Below are 25,845 nucleotides of genomic sequence, written 5' to 3'. Positions count from 1 at the left end.
AATAAAACGGTCTTCATCAAACTGCATGCATCCTCAATCGACACCACGGGCCAGGGACTTCGGCGCCGGCGTCTTCGAGCGCGGCCACCATGCCGATGCCGATCAACGGCTCGTCCTCGATGACGACAATGCTATGGCCGCGCGGATCGCGCAGTTCCACCTTGCTGACGGTGCCTGCCGAAACCTGCTTGGGTGTCGAGTGCGTACTTCCTGCGGATCCTGGCGCATAAGGCAGGACGATCTCCCACTGCACCCTCCGGACGCCGTGAACATGACGGCGCGCTGCCCGCCCTGCCCTTTGGCGGTCGCGATCAACCTCCGAGCACAAACCTGGAAAACGCAAGCGAATTCCGGGCATCTTCGTCCATCTTGGCCTCGTCTGCTCCGTTGGTTAGATCACGCCATACGCGAATGTCGGACCCGATCGTGCCACCAGTCTTCACAAACGGCTCCATTACAACAGCACCGGTGTAATTGATCTCACGAAGTGCGAGGCCGATTTCGTGCCACGGTATTCTACCCTTCCCAGGCACGCGGCGGTTGCTTTCTCCAGTGTGGAAATGACCCAGCAAAGGGCCAGCGGTGCGGATGGCATCGCCGAAGCTATCTTCCTCTATGTTCATATGGAAGGTGTCGAGCATCACCTTGACGTTGGACTTGCCAACGTCCTTCACGAAAGCAACCCCTTCGGCGGCCGTGTTCAACACGTGGTTCTCGAAACGATTGAGAACCTCGATACAAAGGTTGATCCCCAGATCATTGGCGAAATCCGCGATCCCGTGAATGCCTTCGACTCCACGGGCCCGGTCGCCGACCTTGTCGACCGGTTGCGTATAGTCGACCGGCCAGTACGAATGGAGTGCACCGCCAATGGATTTGATATCGAGCCTGGAAACGTTTGTGAGCGTTTGTTCGAAGAAGGCCTTGCCGGCCTTTCGAATTTCCATGTCGGGCGATGACAGGTTCTTCGTCTTGGAAGGACCGATCCCGGCAGTCAAAATGATGCCGTTGTCTCTCGCACTCTGCTTGATTGCGGCGAGGTCGGCGTCACTGTACTCGTTGATATGATGCGCGGCGACTTCGATAACGTCGAACCCGAGCTTCGCCACCTTTTCCACGTAGGGGCCAAATTTCGCGCTCCATTCATGCTCCCAGTAGGAGTAGTAGATACCGTGTTTCATATGAGCCTCCTTGAGGTTTCAGCTATCGTTTGTTGATGACTGGCAGGCCAAAGGCACCGTCGAAGACGGTGTCAGCACCTGGAGCCGAGAGCGGCGAACCGAAGGTCCTTCGGTCCGCGATAGCGAATTAGTTGTTATCGATGCGTCGATCGGGCTCGGCACTGCCCAATCTGATAGCAAGGCCATTTGGCAGATCGTTCTCTTCGACCTTGCGATTGATTTCCTTTGGATCGAGGCCGTAGGTCCGCCAGCGATCTTGAAGCCGCTTCCGCAGATTATCCTCGCTGACATCCACGAAGACGGTGAAGTCGAATATTGGCTTGAGCCTGTCCCACGGCGGTTGGAGCGAGAGCAGGTAATTGCCTTCGCAGACGACAACGTCTGTTGACTGCGGGATCAAACTGCCGCCGGCACGGGCGATCTCGATCGAACGGTCGAAGACCGGAACGGCAACGACATCGTCTTGGTTGGCCTTGAGCCTCTCCAGCATGCGACGGAATCCGTGTGCGTCGAACGTATCGATCGCCCCTTTGAACGGCCGCCGGCCCATCTGCTCCAAGACGATGTCATCGTAGTGATAACCGTCCATTGGGAGCAGCGCGGCATTGATGCGATCGCCTGAAAGGCCATGCACGACTTTTTCGGCCAGCGTTGATTTTCCGGATCCTGGAGCACCGGCGATCGCAATCAGGACCCGCTTGCCGCCATTTTGTGAGAGGCGCTCAGCAGCGACCCTCGCGATCTCGCTCGCGTTTTCGTCGATCCTACTCAAGGAATTCCTCCCTTCCATCAGCCTGATGCCTACGCGCCCATTTCCCGCATTCCGTATTGCGCGGCCTTACCACGCAGGAACGAAAGACCGCTTCCCATGACTTCCTCTTCGTCGCGGGCCACCGGACGCCATGTCGAGATGTCGCCGGCCATCTCTTTCGGCATGCTCACAAAGCTTTCGAGGACGAGTGCGCCTTTGAAGGCGATTGCCGAAAGGGCAACGAAGATGGAATCCCACGGCACGTTACCCGCACCCGGCGCCCCACGATCGCTTTCGGACATGTGCATGTAACGGAGGTGCTCACGAGCGGCGAGGATGCCATTGGCAGCTCCCTTTTCCTCCATGTTCATATGAAATGTGTCGAGATGCACGAACACGTTGTCCATTCCGATCCGCTCGACCAGCGCCACGGCCTGCTCCGCGGTATTGATGAGATGGTTTTCGTATCGGTTCACCGCTTCGATCCCGAGCTGAATGCCCTTGGATTTTGCATGTCGCGCCGCCGTCTGAAGTGCACGGGTCAAGTTATCGTACTCGCCCTGCGTAGGCAGTGAGCCAGATCGTTCATTCGTACCGCCGAACGTAACACCGGTCAGAGCCTCAGCGCCCATTTCGGCCGCCTTGTCAATTGCAGTCTCGAGGTGGCGGACCGCTGCGTCGGGTCGTCGTGACGCCCACGCCTCTTCGGGAAGCACAAGTGAGCAGGCAGCCCGGATATTGTTCTTCTCAAGAAGCGAGCGGGTGTGCCCGGCGTCAACCGAGGGCGCGTCGAGCAACGGGATTTCGATGAAGCCCAGCTGGTACTTCCTTGCACCGGCAATTGCCCGCTCGGCACCTCCGCGGTCCCAGCTCATTGTCCACATGCTTGCGTGAATCCCAAAACCCTGCACGGTTCATCCCTTCTTTTTATGTGAGGCCATGTAGACCGAAACAATGGTTCGTGCGGCCATGACGACGATCATCAGAACGCCCCATAGCGCCGTTGCGAGATGTTGATTTGCTCCCATCAGGTTCAGTCCCGACGACAGGAGCTGGAGCACGATCAAGGCAACAAAGATCGGAAGCACTCGTCCGAACCCGCCGAAGGGATTGATCCCGCCAAGGAATGCGGCCAATACCGTAATCAGAAGGTAGGACTCGCCGTGGCCGACACGGACCGAGTTGAACCGAGCGAGCATGATCACGCCAGCGACTGCGCACATCACTCCAGACAGCGTGTAGACGAGGACCAGGATGCGGCGCGTGTTGAGGCCGGAGTACTGGGCTGCCTCTATGTTTGAACCGATCATCAGGAGCCCAAAGCCCAGCTTGAATCTTGTCAGCAACAGCTGCCATAGGCCAACGCAAACGATGAAGATCAGAAGCGGGATCGGCAGACCGAATATCTGCCCATGCCCGATCGGAGCGATGAAGCTCGGGAAGCCCGAAACGTCACCACCGCGTGTCAAAAACTCGCCCAGGCCACGCAGGAAGATCATCATCGACAGCGTCACGAGGATCGGGTGGGCGCGGGTGTAGGCGATCGCGGCTCCAGTCATCAAGCCCGCTGCGCCACCGGTGGCAAGCGCTGCGGCAACACCGAGCAGGAAGGCGGACGGTGGCGCATCGACCCCGCCATACGACTGCATCACCCAAGCCGCCGCAAGCCCCGACAGATTCGCGGTGAAAGTGACCGAGAGGTTGATGCCTCCAGTCAAAAGGGGAAGCAGCATTGCAAGCGTAAGGAGGCCTAGTTCGGGAAGCTGGAATGCGACGGAACCAAACGTTGCAGCGGAGATAAAGTTGTTCGCAGCGAGACCAAAGATGACCATGACGGCCAGGAAGGCGATTGCCGGGCCCGTCATATCTGCGCCGAAGGTGGCATTGAACCTTTGAGCTATGGCCTTCATGAGTGCGTGCTCCCCCTTCTCGGGCCGCCCTTGGCAAGGAACGGCAGAAGCTTGTCGATACGTGCAGATGAGAGCGTGATGGCGATGAGGATGATAGCACCGACGATCATCTTGAATGCGAATGGTGAGACACCCATCAGGTTCAGGCCGTTCTGGGTGATGGAAACCATCAGGACACCCAAGACGCAGCCGATAACCGAGCCCTTGCCACCCCCGAGCCGAGCCCCGCCGAGAACCGTCGCGGCAAGTACGTCGAGTTCACGACCGTATAGGGCGTTCGGAACGACTTCTTCGGCGTAGTGAGCCTGCATCAGTCCGGCGATACCCGCCATAAGGCCAAGCCAGCCAAACGAGATGTAGTGCATGGCACCGATGTTGATGCCGAAGCGGCGCGCGCCCTCAGGATTGTCGCCAAACGCGTAGAGTTGGCGGCCGATCGTCGTGCGTGAAATCATGAACCAGGTTGCCACGCAGCAGAGGATCATGACGACGACCGGCAGAGTAAGTTCCACCCATGACCCGTCGGCCATCTCGCGCTCGTAGAAAACAACTCGCGTCGTCAGCCACTCAGGCAGGTCGTATATCGACACCCCCTTGGTGAAGAACATCAGCAGCCCAAAGAAAATGTTGAAGGTCGAGATAGTCGCAACAATCGAGATGATGTGCAGCCGATAGACCAATGCCGCGTTGATCAAACCAAGGCCGATCCCGACAGCGCCTGCGAGGATGAAACCTTCAGCCCAGTTCCCGCCGCCCAACGCGCCGAGTGCAAGCGCAGTCACGTATTGGACGACGGACGCGGCGACGGCGAAGGAAATGTCGATCCCGCCTGAAATCAGGACCACGAGCAGTCCTACGGCGAAGATGATGTTGACAGCAGAGACGTTCAGGACATCAAACGCGTTTGACACGGTGAGAAACCGATCCGTTTGAAAAGACAGAACGATGCAAAGAACGGTCATGACTGCCAGAAGCGTGAACTCTGTCGTATGTCCCAGTATCAATCTACGCATAGACGGCGGCCTCCAGTTCGGCGAGCGAGACGTTTCGAGGGTCGTAGGTCGCGTGGATTTTGCCTTCCACCATGTGGATGATGCGGTCGGCATTGAAGTAGACTTCGGGCGGCTCGTCGGAGATCAGAATAATCGCCAGCCCCTGTGCCGCCAGCTTTCGCACGATCTCGAAGATGCCGGCACGAGCGCCGACATCGACTCCGACGGTCGGGGCGTCGAGGATCAGAATCTTGGGACCAATGGCCAGCCACTTCGCGATCGCGACACGCTGCTGGTTGCCGCCCGACAGTGTCCGGATGGGGTCATCCGGCGTGCCAATCTTGACACCGAGCGCCTTGATCCAATGATCAACGACGCTCGCCTTCCTGGCCGGCGAAATCATCCCTCGAGACAGGAGCTTATCGAGCGATGCCATGACAAGGTTGTCGGCAATTGATTGCGGCTGGTTCAGGCCAAGCGACAAGCGATCTTCGGAAAGATAGGCAACGCCGGCACGAATGGCGTCACGGTTAGAGCCGAAGCTGACGCGTTTGCCCTCGATCGAGATTTCACCCGCTTGGGGGCGATGCATTCCGAAAATCGTCAGTGCAAGCTCGGTGCGGCCAGCGCCGAGCAGACCAGTAATTCCGAGGGTCTCACCGCGTCGGAGGTCGAAAGTAATGTTATCGAACTCTCGCGCACGCGTTAGTCCGCGAACCGAGAGAACGACGCTTGCATCATCATGGTCTGTCGCGATCACGGAGCTATCGAAGTTCCGCCCCGTCATGAGTTCCGTGACCCGGGACTGGGTCATTCCCTCTACCGGATAAACGCCGACGAGTGCGCCATCGCGAAGAACGGTCATACGATCGGAAATCTCGAGTACTTCCGCGAGACGGTGCGAAACGAAGACGACGGCAACACCAGATGCGGAGAGATTTCGAACGATGTCGATGAGATAGTCGGTCTCGGACTGTGTCAGCGATGCAGTTGGCTCATCCATGAAGACCAGGCGAGCTTCGCCGACCAGTGCGCGAGCGATAGCGACAATCTGACGTTGCGCGATCGGCAGTTCCTTGAGCGGTTTATTGATATCGATGCTGACACCAAGTCGCGCAAGCGCCTTTTCAGCCGCGTCTTCGATCTTGCGCTTGTCGATGAGGCCGTACTTTCCGTTGACCGCGTATTGGAACCCGATGTTTTCGGCGACAGTCATCTCGGAAAAAAGCGCCAGGTCTTGCCAGATGACCTGAATACCAAGCGACTGCGCTAACGTCGGTGTCATTGCACTGATCGGCTGGCCGTCGAAGAGGAACTCGGCACCCTCCTGCGGTTTGTAGACGCCGGTAATGACCTTGATCAGCGTGCTCTTGCCACAGCCATTTTCGCCCGCAAGGCAATGTACCTCGCCGGGGTTGACCTCGAACGACACGCCCTTGAGGGCCCGCACGCCGCCAAACGTAACCTTGATATTGTTGAGTGAAAGGAGCGGTCGAGCGCTCATAGCATATCTCCCTGATCAGCCGCCCGGTTGGCGGGGTGCGCAGGTGCCGGCAGATTGAGATTGGAGGTCGCGAGGAGCTGGCTCCCCGCGACCCACGCCTGGGCTTGGGGAGGATCAGAGGCCCATGGCAACCAGCTTGTCGATGCTTTCCTTGTTGATGGTCAACAGTTGGTCGACGATGATCGTGTTGCCTTCGGGATTGATCTTCCCAAGGCCTTCAATGTCGTCACCAGCCTTGGGGACTTGACCCTTTGAGATGCGATCCGCGAGCGTCACAAAAACCTCACCCGCTTGCTTAGGATTCCACATGAAGCCGCCGGTGAGTGCACCCGACTTGATGAGCTTGGCGCCCTGCCCCGGTGAGAACGGTCCGATCACGAAGACCTTGCCGTCCTTGCGGCGCTCTTCAACGGCGCGGCCAGCGCCGATTGGCCCTTGCGAACCGAACGCCAGGAAACCCGTGAGGTCGGCGTTTGCAGCCATGAGGTCGAGTGCGGTGGAGCGGCTCTTGTCGACATCTTCTGCCACGCCGTAGCGGTCGCCAACAAGCTTCATGTCAGGATAATTGGCCTTGATATAGGCGATCGCCGCGTCCGCCCAAGCATTGTGGAGCGGTACGGTCAGGGAGCCGACGAATACCGCGTAGGAGCCTTTGCCGCCCATTTTCTCCGCAAGAAGCTTGCCATGCGCTTCGCCGAAGCCCTTGGCGGAAGCAAGTTCAAAGTCCCAATCAGCGCCGACCTGCTTGGGCGATTCATGGGTAATGACCTTGATGCCGGCTTCCTGGGCCTTCTTGAGAACGGGCTCCAGAACCTTGGCGTCGTTCGGTACGACACCGATGTAGTCGACTTTCTGAGCGATCAGGTCTTCGATCGCGCGAACCTGAAGAGCCGGATCGGCGCTGGTTGGGCCGACCATGAAGCCTTCCACACCGAGCTTGCTGCTCTGCTCCTTGATGCCAGCCTCCATGGCATTGAACCACGGGATACCGCCGATCTTCACCACAACACCGATCTTCGGCCCTGCGAAGGCGGTCGATGCAAGAAGCGCGAGCGAAAGGCCGAGCGTGACTGCGAGCATTCTCTTCATGGAATTCTCTCCTCCAAATCGGACAAAGGAGAGGCGCCACACGAGCCCCATGCCTGTGTGCTAAGCGCTTTTGGCTCCATGACAGAACCTCCTCCCTTGCCGCTTTCCTCAAAGCGCCCATCACGTTGCACAATCGTTATTGCTTTCTTGCACAATCGATGGTGCAATAAACATATCATCAAAGGAGCTTTCGTCAAGAGGGTGAGTTGTTCTAAGTATTAGAGCGCGGCAGGGAGATTCGTGCATGTCGGAAAAAGAGCAAAAGAAAGCAACGATCTACGATCTGTCGGTGGTATCGGGAATTTCGGCGTCGACCGTCAGCGCTGTCCTCAATGGCACCTGGCGCAAACGGCGAATATCCGAAGAAACGGCTGACAAAATCATGTCGCTGGCAAAAATTCACGGCTACACAGCCAACCTCCAGGCACGAGCGTTGAGAAGCTCACGCTCCGGGCTCACCGGACTGCTTATACCGGTCTACGATACCCGCTTCTTCTCATCGATGGCTCAGACCTTCGAAGCGAAAGCCCGTCAGCGTGGGTTGGTCCCGATGGTGGTTTCTGGGCGACGCGACCCCGAAGAGGAACGGCGGACGGTGGAATCGCTGATCGCCTACTCCATCGATTCGCTCTTCGTTGCCGGCGCGACCGATCCGGATGGCGTTCACCAAGCATGCGTCCGAGCGGGCGTGCCGCACGTCAACATTGACCTGCCGGGAAAGTACGCGCCGTCGATTATATCGGACAATCGTCAGGGTGCGGAGGCACTGACCACAGCTATTATTCGACACGCCGAGGGAACTGGCTCGCTCACCCCTGAAGACGTATTCTTTTTCGGGGGACGCGCTGACCACGCAAGCCGCGACCGTGTTATCGGCTTCCATTCGGTCAAGCAGGGTATTTTCGGCCGCGACGTTCCCCAGGACGATATCGAGGTCACCGGGTACTCTCCGGGAATGACCGCCCAAGCCTTCGAACACTTCTATGAACGACATGGAAGATTGCCCCGATGCTTCTTCGTGAACTCATCGATCAATTTCGAGGGACTACTGCGGTTCATGGGGCGTCACGATGGCGAGGCTTTCGGCGACATTGTGGTGGGATGCTTTGACTACGATCCTTTCGGGTCGTTCCTTCCCTTCCCCGTCTACATGATCAAGCCAAATGTCTCCGAGATGCTCGATCGAGGTTTCGACTTACTGGAGGAAGACGAAGCGGAGCCACAGATCATCATGATTGAGCCGCAACTTGTTCCTCCACGAACGGCACTCGAAGGGCCCCTCGACGCTATCAAAGATCCTTCCCCTACGAACGAGGCGGTGTATTCCTCGCACATTGAACAAGCGCGGTAGGCCGTTCCGAAAGCCTCCGCGCACTCTTGAATGCAAGAATGCACCACAAGCGACAAAGCGCCGGGCCCAGTGCCCGGCGCGTCTCTATCACTTAACAACCGTGTGGCGTTTTCGCCCAAGGGAAAGCCGGACAGGGGATGGATGTATGAACACAACAAGATCGAGGTCTTCGGCAATCTCCCCATCGACCCGCACCCCACGACCTTTGATTGCCTTTCTTGCCTCACTTTTAGACGATGACAGGCCCGCACGGACAAGGAGATCAACGAGAGCGACCCCAGCTAATCGTTCTTTGGCATCAAGCTGAAGTGTAGGCAGTCCCTGCGCGGCCTCACCATGCTCGAACGCCTGCCTCGCAGTCGCCGAAGCGTCCTTCGCTGCATTGAGCCCGTGCACGAGGCGAGTGGCTTCATGGGCAAGACGTTCCTTCACCGCATTGAGTTCTGCCCTTTCCGCCCGGCCCAGGCGTTCAATCGCGTCCATCGGTAAGTCCGTGAACAGCTTCAGAAAGCGCACGACATCGGCGTCTTCCGTGTTGCGCCAGAACTGCCAGTAGTCGTAAGGCGAAAGGCGATCCCCATTCAGCCATACGGCTCCGGCGGCCGTCTTGCCCATCTTGACGCCTGACGACGTGGTGAGAAGCGGCGCGGTCATCCCGAAGACCTCTTGCCCCTCCATTCGCCGCACCAGTTCGATACCGTTGATGATGTTGCCCCATTGGTCGGCTCCGCCCATTTGCAGACGGCAGCCTGTACGGCGAGACAATTCGAGAAAATCGAAGGCCTGGAGGATCATGTAGTTGAACTCAAGGAAGCTCAGGTTCTCCTGCTTCTCTAGCCTCGACTTGACGCTGTCGAAGGAAAGCATCCGGTTAACCGAGAAATGCCTGCCAACATCCCTCAGCATGTCAATCCAGCGGATGCTGTCCAACCAGGTCGCATTGTTTACCATAACCGCATCCGTCGGGCCGTCACCGAAGACGAGAAGACGGTCAAAGACCTTTCTGATCCCCGCGATATTTTTGGCGATCTGCTCGTCCGTCAGCATAGGCCGCACCTCGGAACGAAAGCTCGGATCGCCAACACGCGTGGTACCGCCACCAATGAGGACGATGGGCTTGTGGCCAGCCTGTTGAAGTCGGCGCAGGGTCATCATCGGGAGGAGGTGTCCGACATGCAGGCTATCAGCGGTTGCATCAAACCCAACATAGGCGGGAACGATGCCCTCCGCGAAGGCAGCATCGATAGCGGCAAGGTTTGTTGCCTGGCTCAGGTATCCACGTTCCACCAGCGTCTTCATTACCAAAGAACGCGGCTGGAAATGGTCGGTGGGACTCTCTGAGTCTATCACGAGAAGTCTCCTGGTGTTGCCGCCAGGGGTTCTCCAGAATGAACAAAGCCGCCTGACGGCGGCTTGTTTCAAGGCATGATCGAAACGCGCCGCTCCTTATGGAGAGGTCGCATAGTAGATTGCAACGATGAGCGCGGTCTTGATCATGAGGCGGATTGTAGAAGAGTTTTCGTGCGGGTACAAGTTCTCATTTCCGCAAATGCACGCCCACCACCAATGACTAACATATTGCTTTTGCGGAACTAATGCCGAGAAAACAGTGGCTGGCGCCTCGCGCCAAGTGAGCAGCAAATCGGCAAGACCGCCTGCACTTCAATATCAGAATGCACGTTTGACACCCCCGGACGTCGCGAACGTCCCGTTGAACGAGCGCCTGAATATAATCAGATTGAAAGTCACGACGTGACCAATTGAAATCTGCATAGCGCCTGATCGAAAGGATATGCGCTCGATACTCCGAACAGAAACATGCTTGGCCTCGCCATCGCAAAGCTTGTCAGCAATTATCCGATGGTGGCCTTAGGCCGACTAGCCGTCGCCTGGTCGCTCGATAATTTCCGCTGTGAACGAGATTCCGTAAGTCATTGAAAATTGATTCGTTTCGAGTCGGAACGATTTACCTTGACACGTCTTTGTCTCGCGACGAAGTGATTCGGAGAAGCGTCATGGCAACAGGGCATCGCGCGCAGTGGAAGGGATTCATCAAGTTCGGTGAGGTCACTTGCGGAGTAGCGCTTTATACGGCGGCAAGCACGTCAGAGCGCATCACCTTCAATACGATCAACAAGGCGTCCGGCAACCGGGTAAACCGCATCTTTATCGATAGCGAAACCGAAGAACCGGTGCCAAAGGAGCAACAAACCAAGGGCTTCGAGATCGAGAACGGCCAGTACATCATAATCGATCCCGAGGAAGTCGCCGCGACGATCCCGGAAAGCAACAAGACTCTCGAAATCGAGGCCTTCATCCCCTGCTCGGACGTTGACGACGTCTACTTCGACAAGCCCTATTACCTGACCCCGGACAAGATGGGTGGCGATGCCTTCGCGGCTCTGCGCGACGGCATGAAGAAGTCGAATGTTGTCGCGATAGCGCGTACCGTGCTGTTCCGGCGGATGCGAACGGTACTCATACGACCTCATAGCAGGGGCCTTATCGCTACGACCATGAACTACGACTACGAGGTCCGCTCGTCGAAAAAGGCCTTCGAGGAAATACCCAAGCTGAAGATCGAGGGAGAGATGCTCGATCTCGCCAAGCACATCATCGCCACCAAGAGAGGTAACTTCGACCCCGCGACATTCGATGATCGCTACGAAGCCGCCCTCGCCGACCTGGTCAAGGCGAAGATGGAGGGCAAGGCCTTGCCGAAGCCCAAGAAGGTCGAAGTATCGAAGCCGAACGATCTTCTGGCCGCTCTCCGCGAAAGCGCAGGGATGATGAAGGCCGCCGCGCCGAAGCGGACGGCCGCCAATGCCAATCAAGGCACCGGCCGACAACGCGCCGCACGCGGAGCACCATCAAAAGCAGCCTCTTCCGCAAATGCTCCGCGTCGCAAGGCAAGCTGAGGGAAATTAAGCCATGGCACCGCGCTACTATTGGAAAGGCTACCTGAAACTCTCGTTGGTCACCTGCCCGGTCGCGATGACCCCGGCGACCAGCGAGAGCGAGAAGGTACGCTTCCACACTCTCAACCGCGATACCGGAAACCGGGTCGTCTCGCAGTACGTTGACTCCGTTACGGGAAAGCCTGTGAAGGATGAAAACGAGGCCAAGGGATACGCCCGCGGCGAGAACGACTACGTCATCCTGACCGAAGACGATCTGGATCGGGTGGCGCTCGACACGGTGAAGACCATCGACATCGAAAAGTTCGTGCCTGCCGACAGCATCGAGTGGGTGTACCTGGAAAAGCCTCACTATCTGATGCCGGACGACGCGGTCGGCAACGAGGCTTTTGCTGTCATCAGGGACGCCATGAAGTCAGACGAGGTCGTCGGCGTCTCGAAACTCGTGATGGGCCGCCGCGAGCGCGCCGTAATCCTCGAGCCGCGCAACGAAGGCATTGTTCTTTGGTCGCTGCGTTTCGGCGACGAGGTGCGTCCGGAAAAGAGTTACTTCGAAGACATCGATGAAGAAGCCGATCCCGATCTCGTTCCCCTTGTCCAGAAACTGATTAAGCAGAAATCGGCTCGTTGGTCGACGAACATGGTGAGCGACCCGATCCAGACTAGCCTGCTAAAGCTTATCGAGGAGAAGAAGAAACTACTGAAAACGAAGAGGGTAGCAAAGGGCAAGGCTTCGCAAGCACCCGTGTCGAACGTCGTCAACATCATGGATGCGTTGAAGAAGAGCATCGAAGCCGACCTCAAGGGCCGGAAGGCGGGGTGAGTTGCATCTGACAAGCACTCCTCGGCAGCGGCCAGGCACGGGTTTTCGTGCCGGAAAGCAATGAAACGTTAGACCGCCCTCGCCAACCTTGAGCGAATTGTTGATTCCAGAGGCTGGTACACCGACCGTTGCCCGGAATCGACGGACGATGACAGAAGGCCGTTTTCGCATGCGCGGCCGTCGTCCCAACCCGGATGATTTACGATTGGATACAGACAAACGCCCTCCAGAGGCACGCCCATTTCCATTGCCAGGTCTACCTGGTCAAACACGTACGCGCACCATTCCGGCCGCCGATCACCCTCGATACCTGTCTCCGCAATCAGAACCGGCCTGCCGTACCGGGAATAAACGTCCACTAAGATCCTGCTGAGCGGTTTGTATAGAGCATGGCCTATGTCTATAGCGGGCCCTCCATGGACCCATTGATTGTTGAAGTAGTAATTGATGCCGATGATATCGAGGTAACGTTCTTCTCCACCGATCTGTGGCCACAGTCCGCCCTTTATCAAATCCCAAGCTTGAAATTGTGATTGGTTATGGCCCCAGGCTGCGATTTGGTCTCCAGGTCGTGCGGGATCGTGAACAACGTTGATGGCAGGCTCGCAATGGACGAATCGGGCGCGTGGCTCGACGGCCAATATCGCCTGCATCCCAGCAATCACCGCGCGTGCGAGTTGGACCTTGAGTTCAAATCCACGGCCACGGCTAAATGGATTCAAGTATGCCGCATCGCCTCCGGCCCACGAGAGAAAAGACACTTCATTGACAGGACAGTAGAATGGAACGTCGTCGGAGTGCTCCTGAACGACCAGGGCGCACGCACGGGCATACCGGGCGAACCGGTCGATGAACATTGGTGACCAGATATCGAGATCGTCCGGCCACCCATAGTGAAGTAAATCCCAAATGACTTGTGTTCCGGAAATTTCAGCCGCTTTCAACATTGGACGGATACTGGACCAGTCATAGTTGCCCCCCTTGTCAATCAGATGCCACCGAAAGCCGTCACGAACCGTACGAATCCCGAGGCGACCGAGTTGGCGGTAATCCTGCAGGGCATATCGATCGTGCGCGGTCGCACCGATCATGTCCAACCGTCTTCCCGAGGACTCACCTTCACCGGGCCGCAACTTATGCGTCGAGCACTCAAACCCACCTTGCACGAACGATCGGAAGAGACCTGCGGGCCTCGCAGGCGCTCGAGCTGTAAGTACATCGGTAAACAACCTTTCCCATTTCGGCACACAGATGCCTACCGAACATGTCCCTTCAACCATCGCCCGCAACGAGCTGCCAAGCTTGCATCTCATGTTCGGAGCAGCGATTAAAAGCCGGATTTGCTCGGCAACCACTTTTGGATCGTCATAAGGTACGAGAATACCCGAGGTGCCGTGCTCGATTTGCTGTAGTACGCCATTGTCGGGGGTTGCGATAACAGGTAGCGATGCCGCCCCTGCCTCGGCGATGACGTGAGGCATGCCCTCTCCCCGAGACAGCCACACGAAGATGTCGAATGCGACCATGAGATCGGCGATATCCTTTCTATCGCCCAGAAAATGAACTTGCCTGCGCATACCAAGGCGATCGACAAGAGCTTCAAGCCGCTCCGCGTACTCAGGAAAGAATGCATCGGGTCCGCCAACAATAAAAAAATGTGCTGAATTTTCTTCAGAACCTAAGCAGGCGGCTGCTTCAATGAACACTTCGACATTCTTTTTCGGATCGAGCCTCCCAACCCAGCCAATCAAGGGGGATTGATCAAATATTCCAAGGGACGCCCGAACCGCGGACCGTCGACTGGCATCAAAGGCCGACGTGTCAACCATCGAGGGAATTTCGATCGCGTGTTGCTCTCTTCCGGGCATTCGGGATGCCGCAGCGTCGCGGATCGAGCGGCAGACTCCCACATACCGGCTCGTCAGATGCTTTGGTCCCGCCAGAGCTTCCGACACCAGTCCACCATGTTCGATAAGTAATGGGCGAAGATGTAGTCGCTCGAGCGCAGGGTAAATATCAGCGACATTTTGGCAGGAAACAATCACATCGTAGCCGCTTATCTTTGTGGCAAGATAGGTGACGGTGTCTTCGAACGACATGTCGTATGGGGCGGTATTGACGTCGACCCCGAGCGCAGCGAGCTGCTCGTGCGTCTGTTCCGGCATTCCGGGCTTACGAAAACACGCCACGACATCAAGAATAAAGCGCTTTTTGTCGAGGTGCTGGGCAAGAAGTCGTACCTCCGTTTCCTCACCTCCCACGACGAGCCAGGCAAACACGAACAGGACCCTGATCGGCTGAGGTCCCTTCATGCCGTTACCTGAAAGACGATCTGTAGGAACTCTGGACGGTTCACAACAAGGTCGGCCAGAAACGCTGGACCGTCCTCGAAGGGAACCACATGGGTAATCATATGCTCTCGAATGGCCGGTCCGTCCTTGGCGAACAGTTGAATGGTTTCGAGAGAGAGCCTTTTTCTGCTCCACAACGACCCCATTCCGAGTGGCACGCGATTGATCTGAGCGCATCGGATGGAAAGACCGTTATGGTGAAATTCTTCACCAAGCCTCAAGGCATCAGCTCCGCCTTGGTAAAAAGCCAGATCGATAGCTGTGCCCTGAGCACGTAGGGCTTTTAGCGCGGTGTGAAGGCTACCTGGGTAAGGGCGGGTCTGAAATACAAAATCCGCCCCTCGTGTAGAGCCGTCGTGCCACCGCGACTTGGCGTGCTGCCACGCTTCGTCTTCGGTCATGGCAGTCAGTCCGAGCATCTCGGCCTTTCTCCGCCGGAATTCGGAGGGATCGCTGATAATGACGTCGGAAGCACCCGAGGATCGAGCAAAGAGCGCGACCATTAACCCCACTGTGCCCGCCCCAGCCACCATGACGGGCCGCCCTTTGACGCCTGCTCCGAAGGCAGGCGGCGTCCTGCCGAAAACTTCCGCATCAGCATGCAATATGCCGTTTGCGGCAATCGGGCCCATTTGCGCAACGAATATTCCGAGCATGGGATCGATATCGGCCGGGAGGGGGACGAGTAACTCGTGGAAGGGGTCCGCGGTATGTCCCGTTTTGTGTCCATACGTCGCAGCAACAACGCCTGCATTGCAGTAGCCGGCGACCCGCGAGTCGGCAATCTGCGCAACCTCCATATAGCCGAGAAAGGGGACCGGATAATCTAGCTCTGCTTCGTTAGGAAGAAAGACGCCGCGCGCGCCATCAAATCTTGAGCGGAAGTAAGGATTTGTATTTTTCAGGAACGTTAGTTCGGTTCCTGCGGACAGGCCGGTGTACAGTGTGTCCAAGCGGATTTGTCCCTCACTCGGCGGCCCCTCCTCATATTCAAAAAAATAAGGTCTGCCCTCCGCTTCAATCCCAAGCGAACGGACGGCACGGTGGCCCTCAGGCATGGCTCGACTATTGTCGGGCCGTGGCCAGGCGTCGAGCGGTGGAGGCGCTTCCTGCTTCGATTTGGATGGCTGCAGGCGAAGTGGCTCACCGTTCTCTGCAGACGAGACGACTGCCAGCGCCAGGCGGTGCGTGGCGACGGCCTCGCTGTAGGTGCAGCGAATATGGTTGTGCACACCACGGACGGCATCGATAAACGCCCTGTTTTCTCGCCATACCGGATCACCATCAGCGGCTCTTACGGGCCGCCCGTGCCCAACATCGACCATGATTTCTCGATCGGTCAATTCGATGGCCAGCCGGTCAGCAAAGATGTGAAGCCCCACCCGATGATTCCAGCCAAGCAGACACGTCGAGGCAATGTTTCCCACCACCCCACTTTCGAACGTGAGCGTTGCGGTACTGACAGTTGGAACGTCAAGATCCGGAAACTCGGGCCGATCGGCATGACCTGCCCGCCCGTATACCTCAACGACTTCACCAAGCAGAAACCTCGCCAGGTCCAAGAGATGGGTCGCTTGCTCAACCATCTGCCCGCCGGATTTACTCTTTTTCCACCACCACTGAGGAGGCGGAGTGGAGTCCAGCCAATAGCCCGAAATGAGCTGTGGCGGGTTATCCGCCAACAGAGCCCGGGCTTCATCCACAGTATCAAGGTAACGCCAATGGTAGCCCACTGCGGTAACGAGATTTTTGGCAGCCACGGCCGCAGCGATTTCTTCAGCTGTAGCAAGGTCGAGCGCCACCGGCTTTTCGACAAAAAACGGAATATTCCGCTCTATGAGATCTCTTTCCGGTTCGCCGTGTGCAAACGGAGGGATACAAACGTAAACGGCGGTTGGTTGCACAACGTCGAGCATTTCGCGATGGCTGGCGAACGACTTTGCGCCGAAACGCATGGCCGCCTGGTAGGCCCGATCGACATAGGGATCGGAGAAGCCAGCAAGTTCGATATCGTCAAATTTCTCGAGTATTCCCAAGTGGCGTTGAGCGATGCCTCCAGCGCCAATGAATGCGAGCCTTGTCTTCTCCATCGACGTCTTCCTTTCAACGGTTTCAGTTGGCCGCGCGAAACGCTCGTAGACCGCACCTGTCTCATGAGCCATTCGATTGGCCAAAAATTCTGCCTCGAATCGTTGGCGACCCGCTCTCCGGACAGTCTCGCGCAGGCCGGGGTCGGCCAGGGCTCGTGAGACAAGCTTGGCCAACGACCTCGAATTCGCGGGTTTTGCATATAAGAGATGGTCTTCCCCCAGTGCTTCCACTGTCCCGCCGATCTTTGTGGCAACCACCGGAACGCCGAACGACATGGCCTCGAGGAGCACGAGCGGCAGACCTTCGAAAAGTGATGGGAGCACGAAAAGGTCCGCAATGCTCATCAGCGCGGGAATGTCATCACGATGACCGAGGAAGAGCACGTGTGAGGATACATCAAGATCCTCCGCAAGTTGCCTCATATCCTCAAACTGGTCGCCGGTGCCAACGAGCAGCAGGCACGCGTTCGAATGGGCGTCGAGTATCAATGGCAAGGCACGCAACAGCGCGGCATGATCTTTCTGGGCAGTGAACCGGGCAACCGTCAGGAGAACCATCTGTTCATCGAGTTGCATATCGCGCCTCAAATGGGAGCCGACCGGAGGCAGGACTGGATATATTCCATTCCTGACGACCGTAATCCGTCGTTCATCGAGATGCTCGGCGAAAGTGTCTTTGGAAGCCTGCGAAACCGTGATGATGTGATCGAGGTTTCGTGTCCCCCGGACGTATGCCTCTCTCTGGGCCGGGTCGGTGAGAAGGTATGGCAAATGTTCGGTTCTGATGACCGGGATGCCCTGCGCGACAGCGGCGGCGGCAATTTCGTGCCCCTCCCACCCAATCCCGGCGTGGATATGGACAAGCTCGAAATCCGTACAAGCAAACCATTGTTGCAGCTCCTCCGGATCCCGCGAAAGCTTGACAGCCAAGCCAAAACCCGCGGCCCGTTTGAGCAAACCACCGTCAGTTTTCGAGACTAGTGCAAGGGTGACATCCCAACGATCGGCCAGGGCGCGGCCCAGTGTAAGCATGTGCTCGCCCATTCCAGACGGATCTGGACTGTCGGTCGCGAGTACAATCCGCCTCTTTTCAACCACGCTGCAATTCGGCCACGACGCCGTCCTCATGCCGTCGCTTGAGCCGGCGATAGGTTGCCAAAGCCTGTCCCACAACTTGATCCATGTTGTAGTATTTGTACGTTCCCAGGCGACCGACAAAAGTGACGTCATCCAGTTTTCGAGCCAATGCTTCATATCGCTTGAAGAGGGCCTGGTTTTCCGGACGCGGGATTGGATAGTAGGGATCACCATCAGCACGCGAAAACTCGTAGCAAATGCTGGTATGAGGATGAACTTGGCCCGTGAGATGCTTGAATTCCGTCACGCGAGTGTACGGAACACTTTCGGAAGGATGGTTGACCACCGCGACGGGCTGCACACGTCTCTTATCAATAGTCTCGTGGCGGAACTCCAGGCTGCGATATGGCAGTCGGCCGAATTGGTGGCCGAAATACTCATCGATAGGGCCGGTGTAGATAACGTGGTCGGCAAGCTTTTCACCCTTCAGGTCCGCGAAGTCGGTCGCCAGCATGACTGTAATGTTTTCATGATCAAGCATGCGTTCAAACAAGCGCGTGTAACCGTCGAGTGGCATTGCTTGAAAAGTATCAAGGAAGTAACGATCGTCGGCATTCGTCCGGGTCGGAATTCGTGCTGTGACCGAACGGTCCAAATCGGATGGATCTAGCCCCCATTGCTTGCGCGTATAACCCTCAAAGAAGGTCCGGTAGAGATCCCAACCAATTTGTGACACCACCACATCGCGCGCCGTGAGAATTTCATCGCAAGGCGCCGCACGTTCATGCAGGAAGTTGGCTGTCTCCGCTTCGGTAGATAGATCGATGCCATAGAGTCCGTTTAGTGTTGTGCGGTTGATGGGGATAGGAAGCTTGAGATCTCCCACCTGAGCGAGAACACGGTGCTCGTACTCTCGCCAAGCGGTAAATCGCGACAGATAGCGGAAAACATCTTCGCTGTTTGTATGAAAAATGTGGGGTCCGTATCGATGGACGAGGATACCGGCCTCGTCATAATAGTCGTACGTATTGCCCGCGATGTGCGAGCGCCGATCACATATGAGGACCTTTTTGCGAGCGTCCGTTGCAAGCCGTTCCGCCAAGACAGATCCTGCGAAGCCCGCTCCTACAATGACGTAGTCATATGATCTTGCCGATGCGCGGCCGTTTGTTGCCGGAGTCGTAATTTGAGGGCGATATCGGACTGCGGCTTTTCGGTGAATAGTATCGCTTAAGATGCCCGACATGCGTCGAAATGTTGAATCCCACGAAGATGTGGCGAGGATATTGTCGATTTCGCTGAGCCAGCCATCATCCGAGGCAGCCACATCGATTGCGTTGTTGCAGGCATCTGCGAAACCTTCCACATCATCTGCCATGAAAACGCCCCTCACCCCTCCGTAAGTCCGCACAACATCCGGAACGCGAGTGGTCACGACGGGACAGCCCGCCGCTAGATATTCCGGGGTTTTGGTGGGACTTATGAATCTGGTTGCATCATTCAGCGCAAAGGGCATCAGTGCCGCGTCCCAGCCCGCAAGGTACGCAGGAAGCTCGGCGTAATCCTTCTGACCCAGATAGTGAATGTTCGTCGCTCTGGGCAGGGATTCAGGGGCGATTTTGGCAACAGGCCCTATGAAGACAAAGGATAGCCCAGGCCTTGACCTTGCAACCGACGCGATGAGATCGAGGTCCAGCCGCTCGTCGATAACACCGTAGTACCCGACGCGAGGGCGCGAAATGTTCGCCTGGTCGATCGGTTGTTCGAGACGGCCCCGCGCCGTTCGAAAATGCGTTGCATCAACGCTCGAAGGCACAGGGTGAATGTTGTCGTGTCTGTCCTTCCTCGCCTCATAAAGACTGACGCCGCCAGTGAATACCACATCAGCCCGCGCCATCAAGGCATCCTCGGCGAGCTTCAATTCCGGGTTTGCGAACTTGAAGTTGGCAAGTTCGTCCATGCAGTCATAAACGACCGCCACGGCGTCGACGTGATTGGCGAACCGGAACATAAGCGGGGTATAGAACCATAGGATGGGATGCTCGTCCCCAAGGAGACCGAGGAGTTCACCCAGCAACATCCGAAGCGCATTTTCCCGTTGCGGCTCACTCCACCAGTGAGGGATACGGGGCCGGACTGATTTTACCGTCGTTCCTTCGAACGGATGTATTTCGAAGTACGCCAGGTGGTGGTCGGTGGGTATAAACTCCTCGAAAAAGAACACTCGTCGTTCCGCTGCAAATCTCTGCATCAGGTGTTGAGGGCGCTGCAGCACGAAATCCCACCGAAGGTGGCAGAAGCAAATGAGCGGAGCGGTCGAAGGAATTGCCTCGAGAGATGGCGAGGGAAATGCACTCAATAGATTCATGGGAGACCTCACCGTTGCTTGGTCTCGAACTTAGAAAGGAAGGGTGGGTTCCGACGTAAAGTTAATTATTTCTCTAATATGGATCGAAGTTTGCCGATAGAGTGTCGCCAGGTCCAACGTGACAGTGCGACATCGCGAGGACTGAACGTGTCCAGAGAGTCGAGCATCCCAGAAATTGCAAACGCAAATTCATCAGCCGACGCCGTCCGGCCGGTCGTCGGGAGGATGTACTGAAGCCCGCACTTCAGTTCACTGTTTGCAAGCACCGGAATGCCCGCCAGCATGTATTCGGTCAGGACTGCCGGAGCACCGTCGTCAATTCCGCACACCACTCCCATGCGCGCCTGGTTCATCATCCGATTCACCTCGGAGTATGAAACCCCTGGAGGGCCAACAAAATCGATGTTGAGCTGATGTTCCCCGGCCATCCGACGAAGGTCGTCAATCAACTCACCATATCCGCAAACGCAAAGTGTCCGGATGGTTCGCGGCAGCGTGCGCAACGCTTCGAAAAGAATATCGTGCCTTTTGTAGGCCTGAGCGGCTGCAACATAAATAATGTCGTAAATCTTGCTGACGTCCATCGGATGAAAGGTGATTTCGGACGCAAACTCAGGGCCTATTGGCATCACAGCCGTTTGCATTTGAGGGTGTCGCAATAACACGGCGTCTGACTGCCATTCAGCACCGGTAAGTATGAGATCAAAATGCCGACTGACCGCGGGGGGTACGCGCAAAGGGGGCGCGTCGATCGAATTGTAAATTTTGAAACTCTTATGGCATGCGCAAAGGATCTCTTCAGCGACGCCGAGACCCCAGACACAAAGGATCGTCGGAGCCCCGAAGGCGTTTATATGTCCAAGCATGTCATTGGAGGAAAAAGGGATAGCCTTTCCGTTTAAGCGAAAGGATCGTCGAACGATATGGGGGCTGACGTAAGGAGGGATCAGCGGAGGCCTATCGCCACGCCAGTGTGTCCATATTTCGATACAGTCGACTAGACCAGTGCTCAGCGCCGCAAGAGGCAAACGTTCAAGATAGCCGCCCTCCACTTCGACAGACGAAGCGTTCGCCGCCACCGGTGCGCCACCTCGGGTCTCAGCGAGCCATTCATGCGTGAACCATTCTACCGCAGGAGCCTCGGTATCTGCCCAATCGCCGTCTTGAAAATCACTTATGACAACGAGCCTTCGAACGTGGAGCTCCGTCATCTGTCCCGTCTCCTTGCTGCTCGGTGCGACCTGCGTCTTGACGTAGCTGTCGGTTGCCTTGCCATTTGGTATGTTCAAAGGCTCTTCTAAGGCCAGCCGCGATTAACCTGCGAGCGCTTGACTTGTTCCTACGTAAGTTTCTTGGGGAGGCCGTGAAGAGCCTTGCCTTCCTCAAGCGAGCGGGCAAGTGAGGTCTTCCCGTTTAGATTGTCTGTGTTTTGCATTTCAGAGGGCACCTCACAAGGAGAAGCCCGGTATCCAACACGCTTTGTCGACCATGAGTCCCAGTGAAGCGAATATGCCTTGTTCGTACGCCATAAAGTGGAGAATTAACTACGACTTTTGAAACCAACATGGTCCCTTGTGCAAATTTCCCGGGCTTGAAAGACGCTATAGCCTTCCTTCGGCTGGGCCAACGGCTTCATCGGAGGAGGCATCGTATGGGAGTAGCAGCTGGAATCGCGAAACTAAGGAAGCAAAATATTTCCTACCTGCTAGGCAGGTTTCGTCTGGTGCGCGCAGTGTATAGCTCGGGACGCGGAGCAATCAGTTTTCTCCACCGTGCGGGAAAAAGCCGGGGAAGTGGCATCTACCTACAGTTTTCCCGAATGCCAGTGTCGCTGATGTTGTACAAAGCATCCGCGACGACGCTGTATATGTCGGCTTTAACCTTCCATTGCATATCGTCGACGAGATCAAAGAATTCGCGCTTGCGGAACCTTTGCACGCCATCTACGACCCGATGGGTCCGACATTTCGTTATTCGGATGTCACCGACGGCGTTGCCACAGATGGCCGTCAAATGCCGATAGGAGGTGTCACCGACCCCGCAAGGTGCCCGGCGGTGCGAAAAGTGATCTACGACCCGGTGCTGCGTGAAATCGTCCGGAAGTACCTCGGCCATGAGCCTAAAAAGATAATCACCATTCTAGACTGGAGCTTCGCGTCGTCTATGTCAGATGAACGGCGGCGGGAATTGAAACATGGGGTTATCGATTACCATTACGATGTTGCCGGATATAACTTCGTCTATGCCAGCTTTTATATTACAGACACTGACCGCCATTCAGGCGCGCACGTGATGATGAAACGTTCTCATAAGTGGAAGCCACTGCGGATGCTATTCGGTTCTGCCCGTGCGACCCAAGAAGCTGTCTACAGGCAGTTCGGCAAAGAAAATGAGATCACCATCGAAGGTCCGGCCGGCACCGGCTTCGTCCAGGATACGTCATGCTATCATCGGGCGTCTCCACCAACGCGTGGCGATCGACTAATGCTGGCGATACGTTTCGTCAACTAACCCCTATCCTCCCTGGGCGCCTCATTAAGGATGACCAAGGCCTCCCCGTACCAATGACCTCCCCGTGCAGCACTCGTGACATAATCATACGCAACGGTCCATACTTTGCATCGGCCTGAGGTCGGGTCAAAGTATGGACTTTAGTCCGATCGCCCTGGAAAGAGCTGAAAACATCCCAGTGCCGACAGTTCAGCCCCAAAGTTTCCGCCGCAACGCTTGCGCGTGATTTAGATAGCGGGATGTCTCGCCAGGTGAACATTGAACACACAACGCAGGTCGATCGCCACATCCTGTTGACTTTAGTTTTAGACTTCCATCGATTTCGCCTGCAAGCTGATTTGCATGCGAGCTTCTTCGAACGGGTCGGGAGACGCCACCAGCGGCAGGAGGACAAGAGCTTTCAGGTGTTCCCAACCACCTTCCTCGCCAAGCACCGGCGCAAAGGACGTCATGGAGGTCTCGAAGTTGTCAGAGGCATAATGGCGCATATACTCCGAAGAATTCGAGAAATTTTGGAGGCCGCCTTCCGAGGGATGGAATGTCTCAGCCGCGGCGCCTTCAGCAAAGATCGCTTCATGCGTTGCGAGCAGGACAGCAAAATACTCGATAGTCATGTCGTCATGGGGCACGATTGGCGCAATTGTCGTGCCGTTCACCAGATCCTTCACTCGGATAAGGACGCCATTCAGGAACAGCGCATGGCCCGGCGACAGGTAAAGGTCGGAATGAGGGGACAGATTGGTAAGGGCACGGCGTGCCACGCGAATTGGCACGACGCTGTCATGCCAGCACCCTCCATTTCTTTTGAAAGACTGTCGGCCAACCCATCTGACCGCGCTGGTGGTTCCGCCCGCAAGAACAAGGCGGTCACCAATCTGAAGATGCTCTACAGGCTTTTCACCGAGATCGGTAAGGATCGATGTTCCACGGAGAAAACACTGCGGACTACCGCCATCTCCGTCGCCGGATCTGCCATTCCCGTCGGAGTTTCCATTCCCCTTCCCCCACCCCAAATGCAGACCAACGGCTCTTGCTGGAGATGATGTAGCCGCCATGGCGATGGCCGTTGCGCTTGCCAATCTGGCTCCGGCCGCAGCCGCAACCCCGAGAAAACGTCGCCGTGCCGTATTGCGTGGCAGCTTTGGATCTTCGATGTTAGACATTTTTTGGCACTCCTCTCGCAATGGAACAAGGGATCACAAAACACGTTGCACTTCGCCAACGGGCGTTCCATTACTCGAGCCGATTATAGCCTTCCCTACGATCTCCTTCTTCGGACCTAGGTCTCATTTTGGTTTATCAAAATGGCGTAGGAAATGCGGCATTGGGTACCTCGTCACGCTGTTGAAAACACTCTTGAGAACGCACTGGCGCTTCAGCCGGTGGAGCTGATCGACGACACGCGCTTCTGCGTCTTCGACTTGCGCCGGTCCCGATTTGAAGGTGATTGCCAAACGCGACAGGGCGTTCGCCGCCGCCGTCAAGACCGGGAACCACCTGGCCATGTCGGAAGCCAACAAGGAATTCCACATGGCGATCGCCTATGCGGGCAAGAACCAGTATTGCGGAGTAGCCTAGTTTGCACACGTAAGTGGTGTATCAGTCTTGAGAGAAATGAACCGGCGACGCCTTATCCAGACAGTCCACCTGGTTAACTCATCGGGACCTGCCCTCTTTCGTAGCCGCCAACTCGTTGGCGCCTTTGCGCCGATTGCCGTATACGACATGATGCCGCCGGCTAGAAATAACCAGCGGCTGTTCTCGCAAGCTCCCTGCGATTGGTGGACTGCGTCGACATTGGAGCCGGGCGACATGGTCGGGACACCGGAACACGAGGGTGATCAGGCCGGTGCCCCAAGCTCACTTACTTCTGGCCCCAGCCGTTGTTACCAGAGGCTGCGCCACCGACGCCTAGCGAATGCACCGCTTGGGCGCGAGACCCTGGGGTAGTCGTCTGGTCACGGCCAACGCCGTCGTAGGCCGTGCCGTTACCGCCAACGACGCCGCCATTTCCTGTGCCGCTGGAGGAATAGGTGCCGACCAGATTTCCGTTGCCATTGGTGTCGTTGGCGCTGTCACCCTTGAGGCTATAAGTCGCTCCCGCGAATGCGGAAGTAGCTGCAAGAGCGATGGCGCATGTGAGAATTGCAGACTTCATGATTGTCCTTTCAGTTTGGACGAGCTGTGGGGCATGCGTAATCAGCGGCAGGACGCCCCGTCCCCGGCCGCCGATGCGTATTCGTTGTCTCCTGTGCCCTGACCGCTTCGGAGAACTCGGTGGAAAGATCACCCATGCGGGGGTGGAATACCGCAGACCAGGGTGATGATTGCCGTCTGGAACTAATCGGGGTCGCCATGCGACGTCGGAACTTGTACGAACTTGGTGGTCCTTGTCGGTGGGCTTTCCTTGGCTGGTCTGTGGCCTCATCAGTTCCCACCTCACGGGCAACCGCTTCAGCCGCTTCGGATCGCGACAGTCTTGCTAGTTGTTTTGTGTTTGCCGCGCGGAGCGTTCCTTGCTGCACCTACATAAGGTTGCTAGCCGACGTGTTGTTTGCTCGGGACTGCCAATTGCTTGCGCCGCACCGCCAACCCTAGAGGCGGCACCAATCTGTCAAACCTAACCAGCTGAGGAATCAAGCGTTACTTCCAGAAGCTCGCATTAGGCAATTGTGACGAAGTAGTCGGCGTCCTCGCCACCGTGACAATTCCAACGGCCTCGCGTCTGAAGCAGTCGCCGGCACATTCGGTAGTCGCTGCTCCTGATGACGGACGATGCAAGGTGGAACACCCCACCGGCGACATGGAAGTCTTCCTCGACACCGCAGAAGATAGCTCGATCAGAGGCGCGGGTACGATTAGGACGGCGCGAAAGCTCTTTGATGAACGAGTGTTAGGTCAGCCTTTGAGCATCAGAGGCAGAAAGCTT

At 56.7% G+C, this 25,845-nt stretch carries 19 protein-coding genes and 1 pseudogene; 5 read left to right on the top strand and 15 right to left on the bottom strand.

Annotation, left to right across the window (positions count from 1 at the left end):
* Nucleotides 1–16: 16 nt before the first annotated feature.
* From JNB88_RS18365 to JNB88_RS18330, 8 genes are all read right to left on the bottom strand, one after another.
* The gene (locus JNB88_RS18365) at nt 17–253 is read right to left on the bottom strand and encodes a hypothetical protein (RefSeq protein WP_220356686.1); all 237 of its coding nucleotides are present in this window, start codon (nt 251–253) and stop codon (nt 17–19) included.
* A 58-nt stretch (nt 254–311) separates the two neighbouring features.
* Entirely contained in the window at nt 312–1,181 is an 870-nt protein-coding gene (locus JNB88_RS18360) for a D-psicose 3-epimerase (RefSeq protein ID WP_220356685.1), read from the bottom strand.
* Between the two features lie 127 nt (nt 1,182–1,308).
* A complete protein-coding gene (locus JNB88_RS18355) occupies nt 1,309–1,953 on the bottom strand; it encodes a nucleoside triphosphate hydrolase (RefSeq protein WP_220356684.1) in 645 nt (214 codons plus the stop codon).
* Between the two features lie 29 nt (nt 1,954–1,982).
* On the bottom strand, nt 1,983–2,843 hold the full coding sequence (locus JNB88_RS18350; RefSeq protein WP_220356683.1) for a sugar phosphate isomerase/epimerase family protein: 861 nt from the start codon (nt 2,841–2,843) through the stop codon (nt 1,983–1,985).
* A 3-nt stretch (nt 2,844–2,846) separates the two neighbouring features.
* On the bottom strand, nt 2,847–3,842 hold the full coding sequence (locus JNB88_RS18345) for an ABC transporter permease (protein WP_220356682.1): 996 nt from the start codon (nt 3,840–3,842) through the stop codon (nt 2,847–2,849).
* Nucleotides 3,839–4,855: an ABC transporter permease gene (locus JNB88_RS18340; RefSeq protein WP_220356681.1), complete on the bottom strand. Its 1,017-nt coding sequence runs from the start codon at nt 4,853–4,855 to the stop codon at nt 3,839–3,841. Before JNB88_RS18340 ends, JNB88_RS18345 begins: the two co-directional genes overlap by 4 nt.
* Entirely contained in the window at nt 4,848–6,338 is a 1,491-nt protein-coding gene (locus JNB88_RS18335) for a sugar ABC transporter ATP-binding protein (protein WP_220356680.1), read from the bottom strand. The genes JNB88_RS18340 and JNB88_RS18335 overlap by 8 nt, the downstream gene beginning before the upstream one ends.
* Before the next feature lie 114 nt (nt 6,339–6,452).
* Nucleotides 6,453–7,427 (bottom strand): autoinducer 2 ABC transporter substrate-binding protein, encoded by a 975-nt coding sequence (locus JNB88_RS18330; protein WP_220356679.1) that lies wholly within the window; start codon nt 7,425–7,427, stop codon nt 6,453–6,455.
* 244 nt (nt 7,428–7,671) lie between these two features.
* Between JNB88_RS18330 and JNB88_RS18325 the strand changes: the two genes are divergently transcribed.
* Nucleotides 7,672–8,778 (top strand): LacI family DNA-binding transcriptional regulator, encoded by a 1,107-nt coding sequence (locus JNB88_RS18325; protein ID WP_220356678.1) that lies wholly within the window; start codon nt 7,672–7,674, stop codon nt 8,776–8,778.
* Between the two features lie 87 nt (nt 8,779–8,865).
* Here JNB88_RS18325 and tyrS read toward each other — a convergent pair whose 3' ends face one another.
* Nucleotides 8,866–10,077 carry a tyrosine--tRNA ligase gene (tyrS, locus tag JNB88_RS18320; protein ID WP_220356806.1) on the bottom strand — a complete coding sequence of 404 codons (1,212 nt, stop codon included), beginning with the start codon at nt 10,075–10,077 and terminating at the stop codon, nt 8,866–8,868.
* A 716-nt stretch (nt 10,078–10,793) separates the two neighbouring features.
* Here tyrS and ku (JNB88_RS18315) point away from each other — a divergent pair.
* Both ku (JNB88_RS18315) and ku (JNB88_RS18310) read left to right on the top strand, forming a co-directional pair.
* Entirely contained in the window at nt 10,794–11,696 is a 903-nt protein-coding gene (gene ku / locus JNB88_RS18315) for a non-homologous end joining protein Ku (RefSeq protein WP_220356677.1), read from the top strand.
* Nucleotides 11,697–11,709: 13 nt separating this feature from the next.
* The gene (gene ku, locus JNB88_RS18310) at nt 11,710–12,519 is read left to right on the top strand and encodes a non-homologous end joining protein Ku (RefSeq protein ID WP_220356676.1); all 810 of its coding nucleotides are present in this window, start codon (nt 11,710–11,712) and stop codon (nt 12,517–12,519) included.
* Nucleotides 12,520–12,587: 68 nt separating this feature from the next.
* Here ku (JNB88_RS18310) and JNB88_RS18305 read toward each other — a convergent pair whose 3' ends face one another.
* The 4 genes from JNB88_RS18305 to JNB88_RS18290 all read right to left on the bottom strand — a co-directional run bounded on the left by JNB88_RS18305 (nt 12,588) and on the right by JNB88_RS18290 (nt 21,616).
* On the bottom strand, nt 12,588–14,831 hold the full coding sequence (locus JNB88_RS18305; RefSeq protein WP_220356675.1) for a glycosyltransferase family 4 protein: 2,244 nt from the start codon (nt 14,829–14,831) through the stop codon (nt 12,588–12,590).
* The gene (locus JNB88_RS18300) at nt 14,828–18,004 is read right to left on the bottom strand and encodes a glycosyltransferase (protein WP_220356805.1); all 3,177 of its coding nucleotides are present in this window, start codon (nt 18,002–18,004) and stop codon (nt 14,828–14,830) included. The genes JNB88_RS18305 and JNB88_RS18300 overlap by 4 nt, the downstream gene beginning before the upstream one ends.
* Nucleotides 18,005–18,050: 46 nt before the next feature.
* On the bottom strand, nt 18,051–20,405 hold the full coding sequence (gene glf, locus JNB88_RS18295; RefSeq protein ID WP_220356674.1) for a UDP-galactopyranose mutase: 2,355 nt from the start codon (nt 20,403–20,405) through the stop codon (nt 18,051–18,053).
* Nucleotides 20,406–20,470: 65 nt separating this feature from the next.
* The gene (locus JNB88_RS18290) at nt 20,471–21,616 is read right to left on the bottom strand and encodes a glycosyltransferase (protein ID WP_220356673.1); all 1,146 of its coding nucleotides are present in this window, start codon (nt 21,614–21,616) and stop codon (nt 20,471–20,473) included.
* A gap of 676 nt (nt 21,617–22,292) precedes the next feature.
* On the opposite strand from JNB88_RS18290, the gene JNB88_RS18285 reads away from it, so the two are divergent.
* Nucleotides 22,293–22,916, top strand: a complete 624-nt coding sequence (locus JNB88_RS18285; RefSeq protein WP_220356672.1) for a phytanoyl-CoA dioxygenase family protein — start codon at nt 22,293–22,295, stop codon at nt 22,914–22,916.
* A gap of 305 nt (nt 22,917–23,221) precedes the next feature.
* On the opposite strand, the gene JNB88_RS18280 is transcribed toward JNB88_RS18285, so the two are convergent.
* Complete coding sequence (locus JNB88_RS18280) at nt 23,222–24,079, bottom strand: Hint domain-containing protein (protein ID WP_220356671.1); 858 nt, start codon at nt 24,077–24,079, stop codon at nt 23,222–23,224.
* 271 nt (nt 24,080–24,350) lie between these two features.
* Between JNB88_RS18280 and JNB88_RS18275 the strand changes: the two are divergent.
* Nucleotides 24,351–24,479 (top strand): annotated as a pseudogene (locus JNB88_RS18275) (GntR family transcriptional regulator); the annotation flags it as partial.
* Between the two features lie 301 nt (nt 24,480–24,780).
* Here the strand turns inward: JNB88_RS18275 and JNB88_RS18270 are convergent.
* A complete protein-coding gene (locus tag JNB88_RS18270; RefSeq protein WP_220356670.1) occupies nt 24,781–25,074 on the bottom strand; it encodes a hypothetical protein in 294 nt (97 codons plus the stop codon).
* Nucleotides 25,075–25,845: the final 771 nt, after the last annotated feature.

The organism is Rhizobium cauense (assembly GCF_019511525.1).
GTDB classification, from domain to species: domain Bacteria; phylum Pseudomonadota; class Alphaproteobacteria; order Rhizobiales; family Rhizobiaceae; genus Rhizobium; species Rhizobium cauense.
Note: the sequence above shows the minus strand (reverse complement) of the source record. Positions and strands in the feature narration are given on the sequence as shown.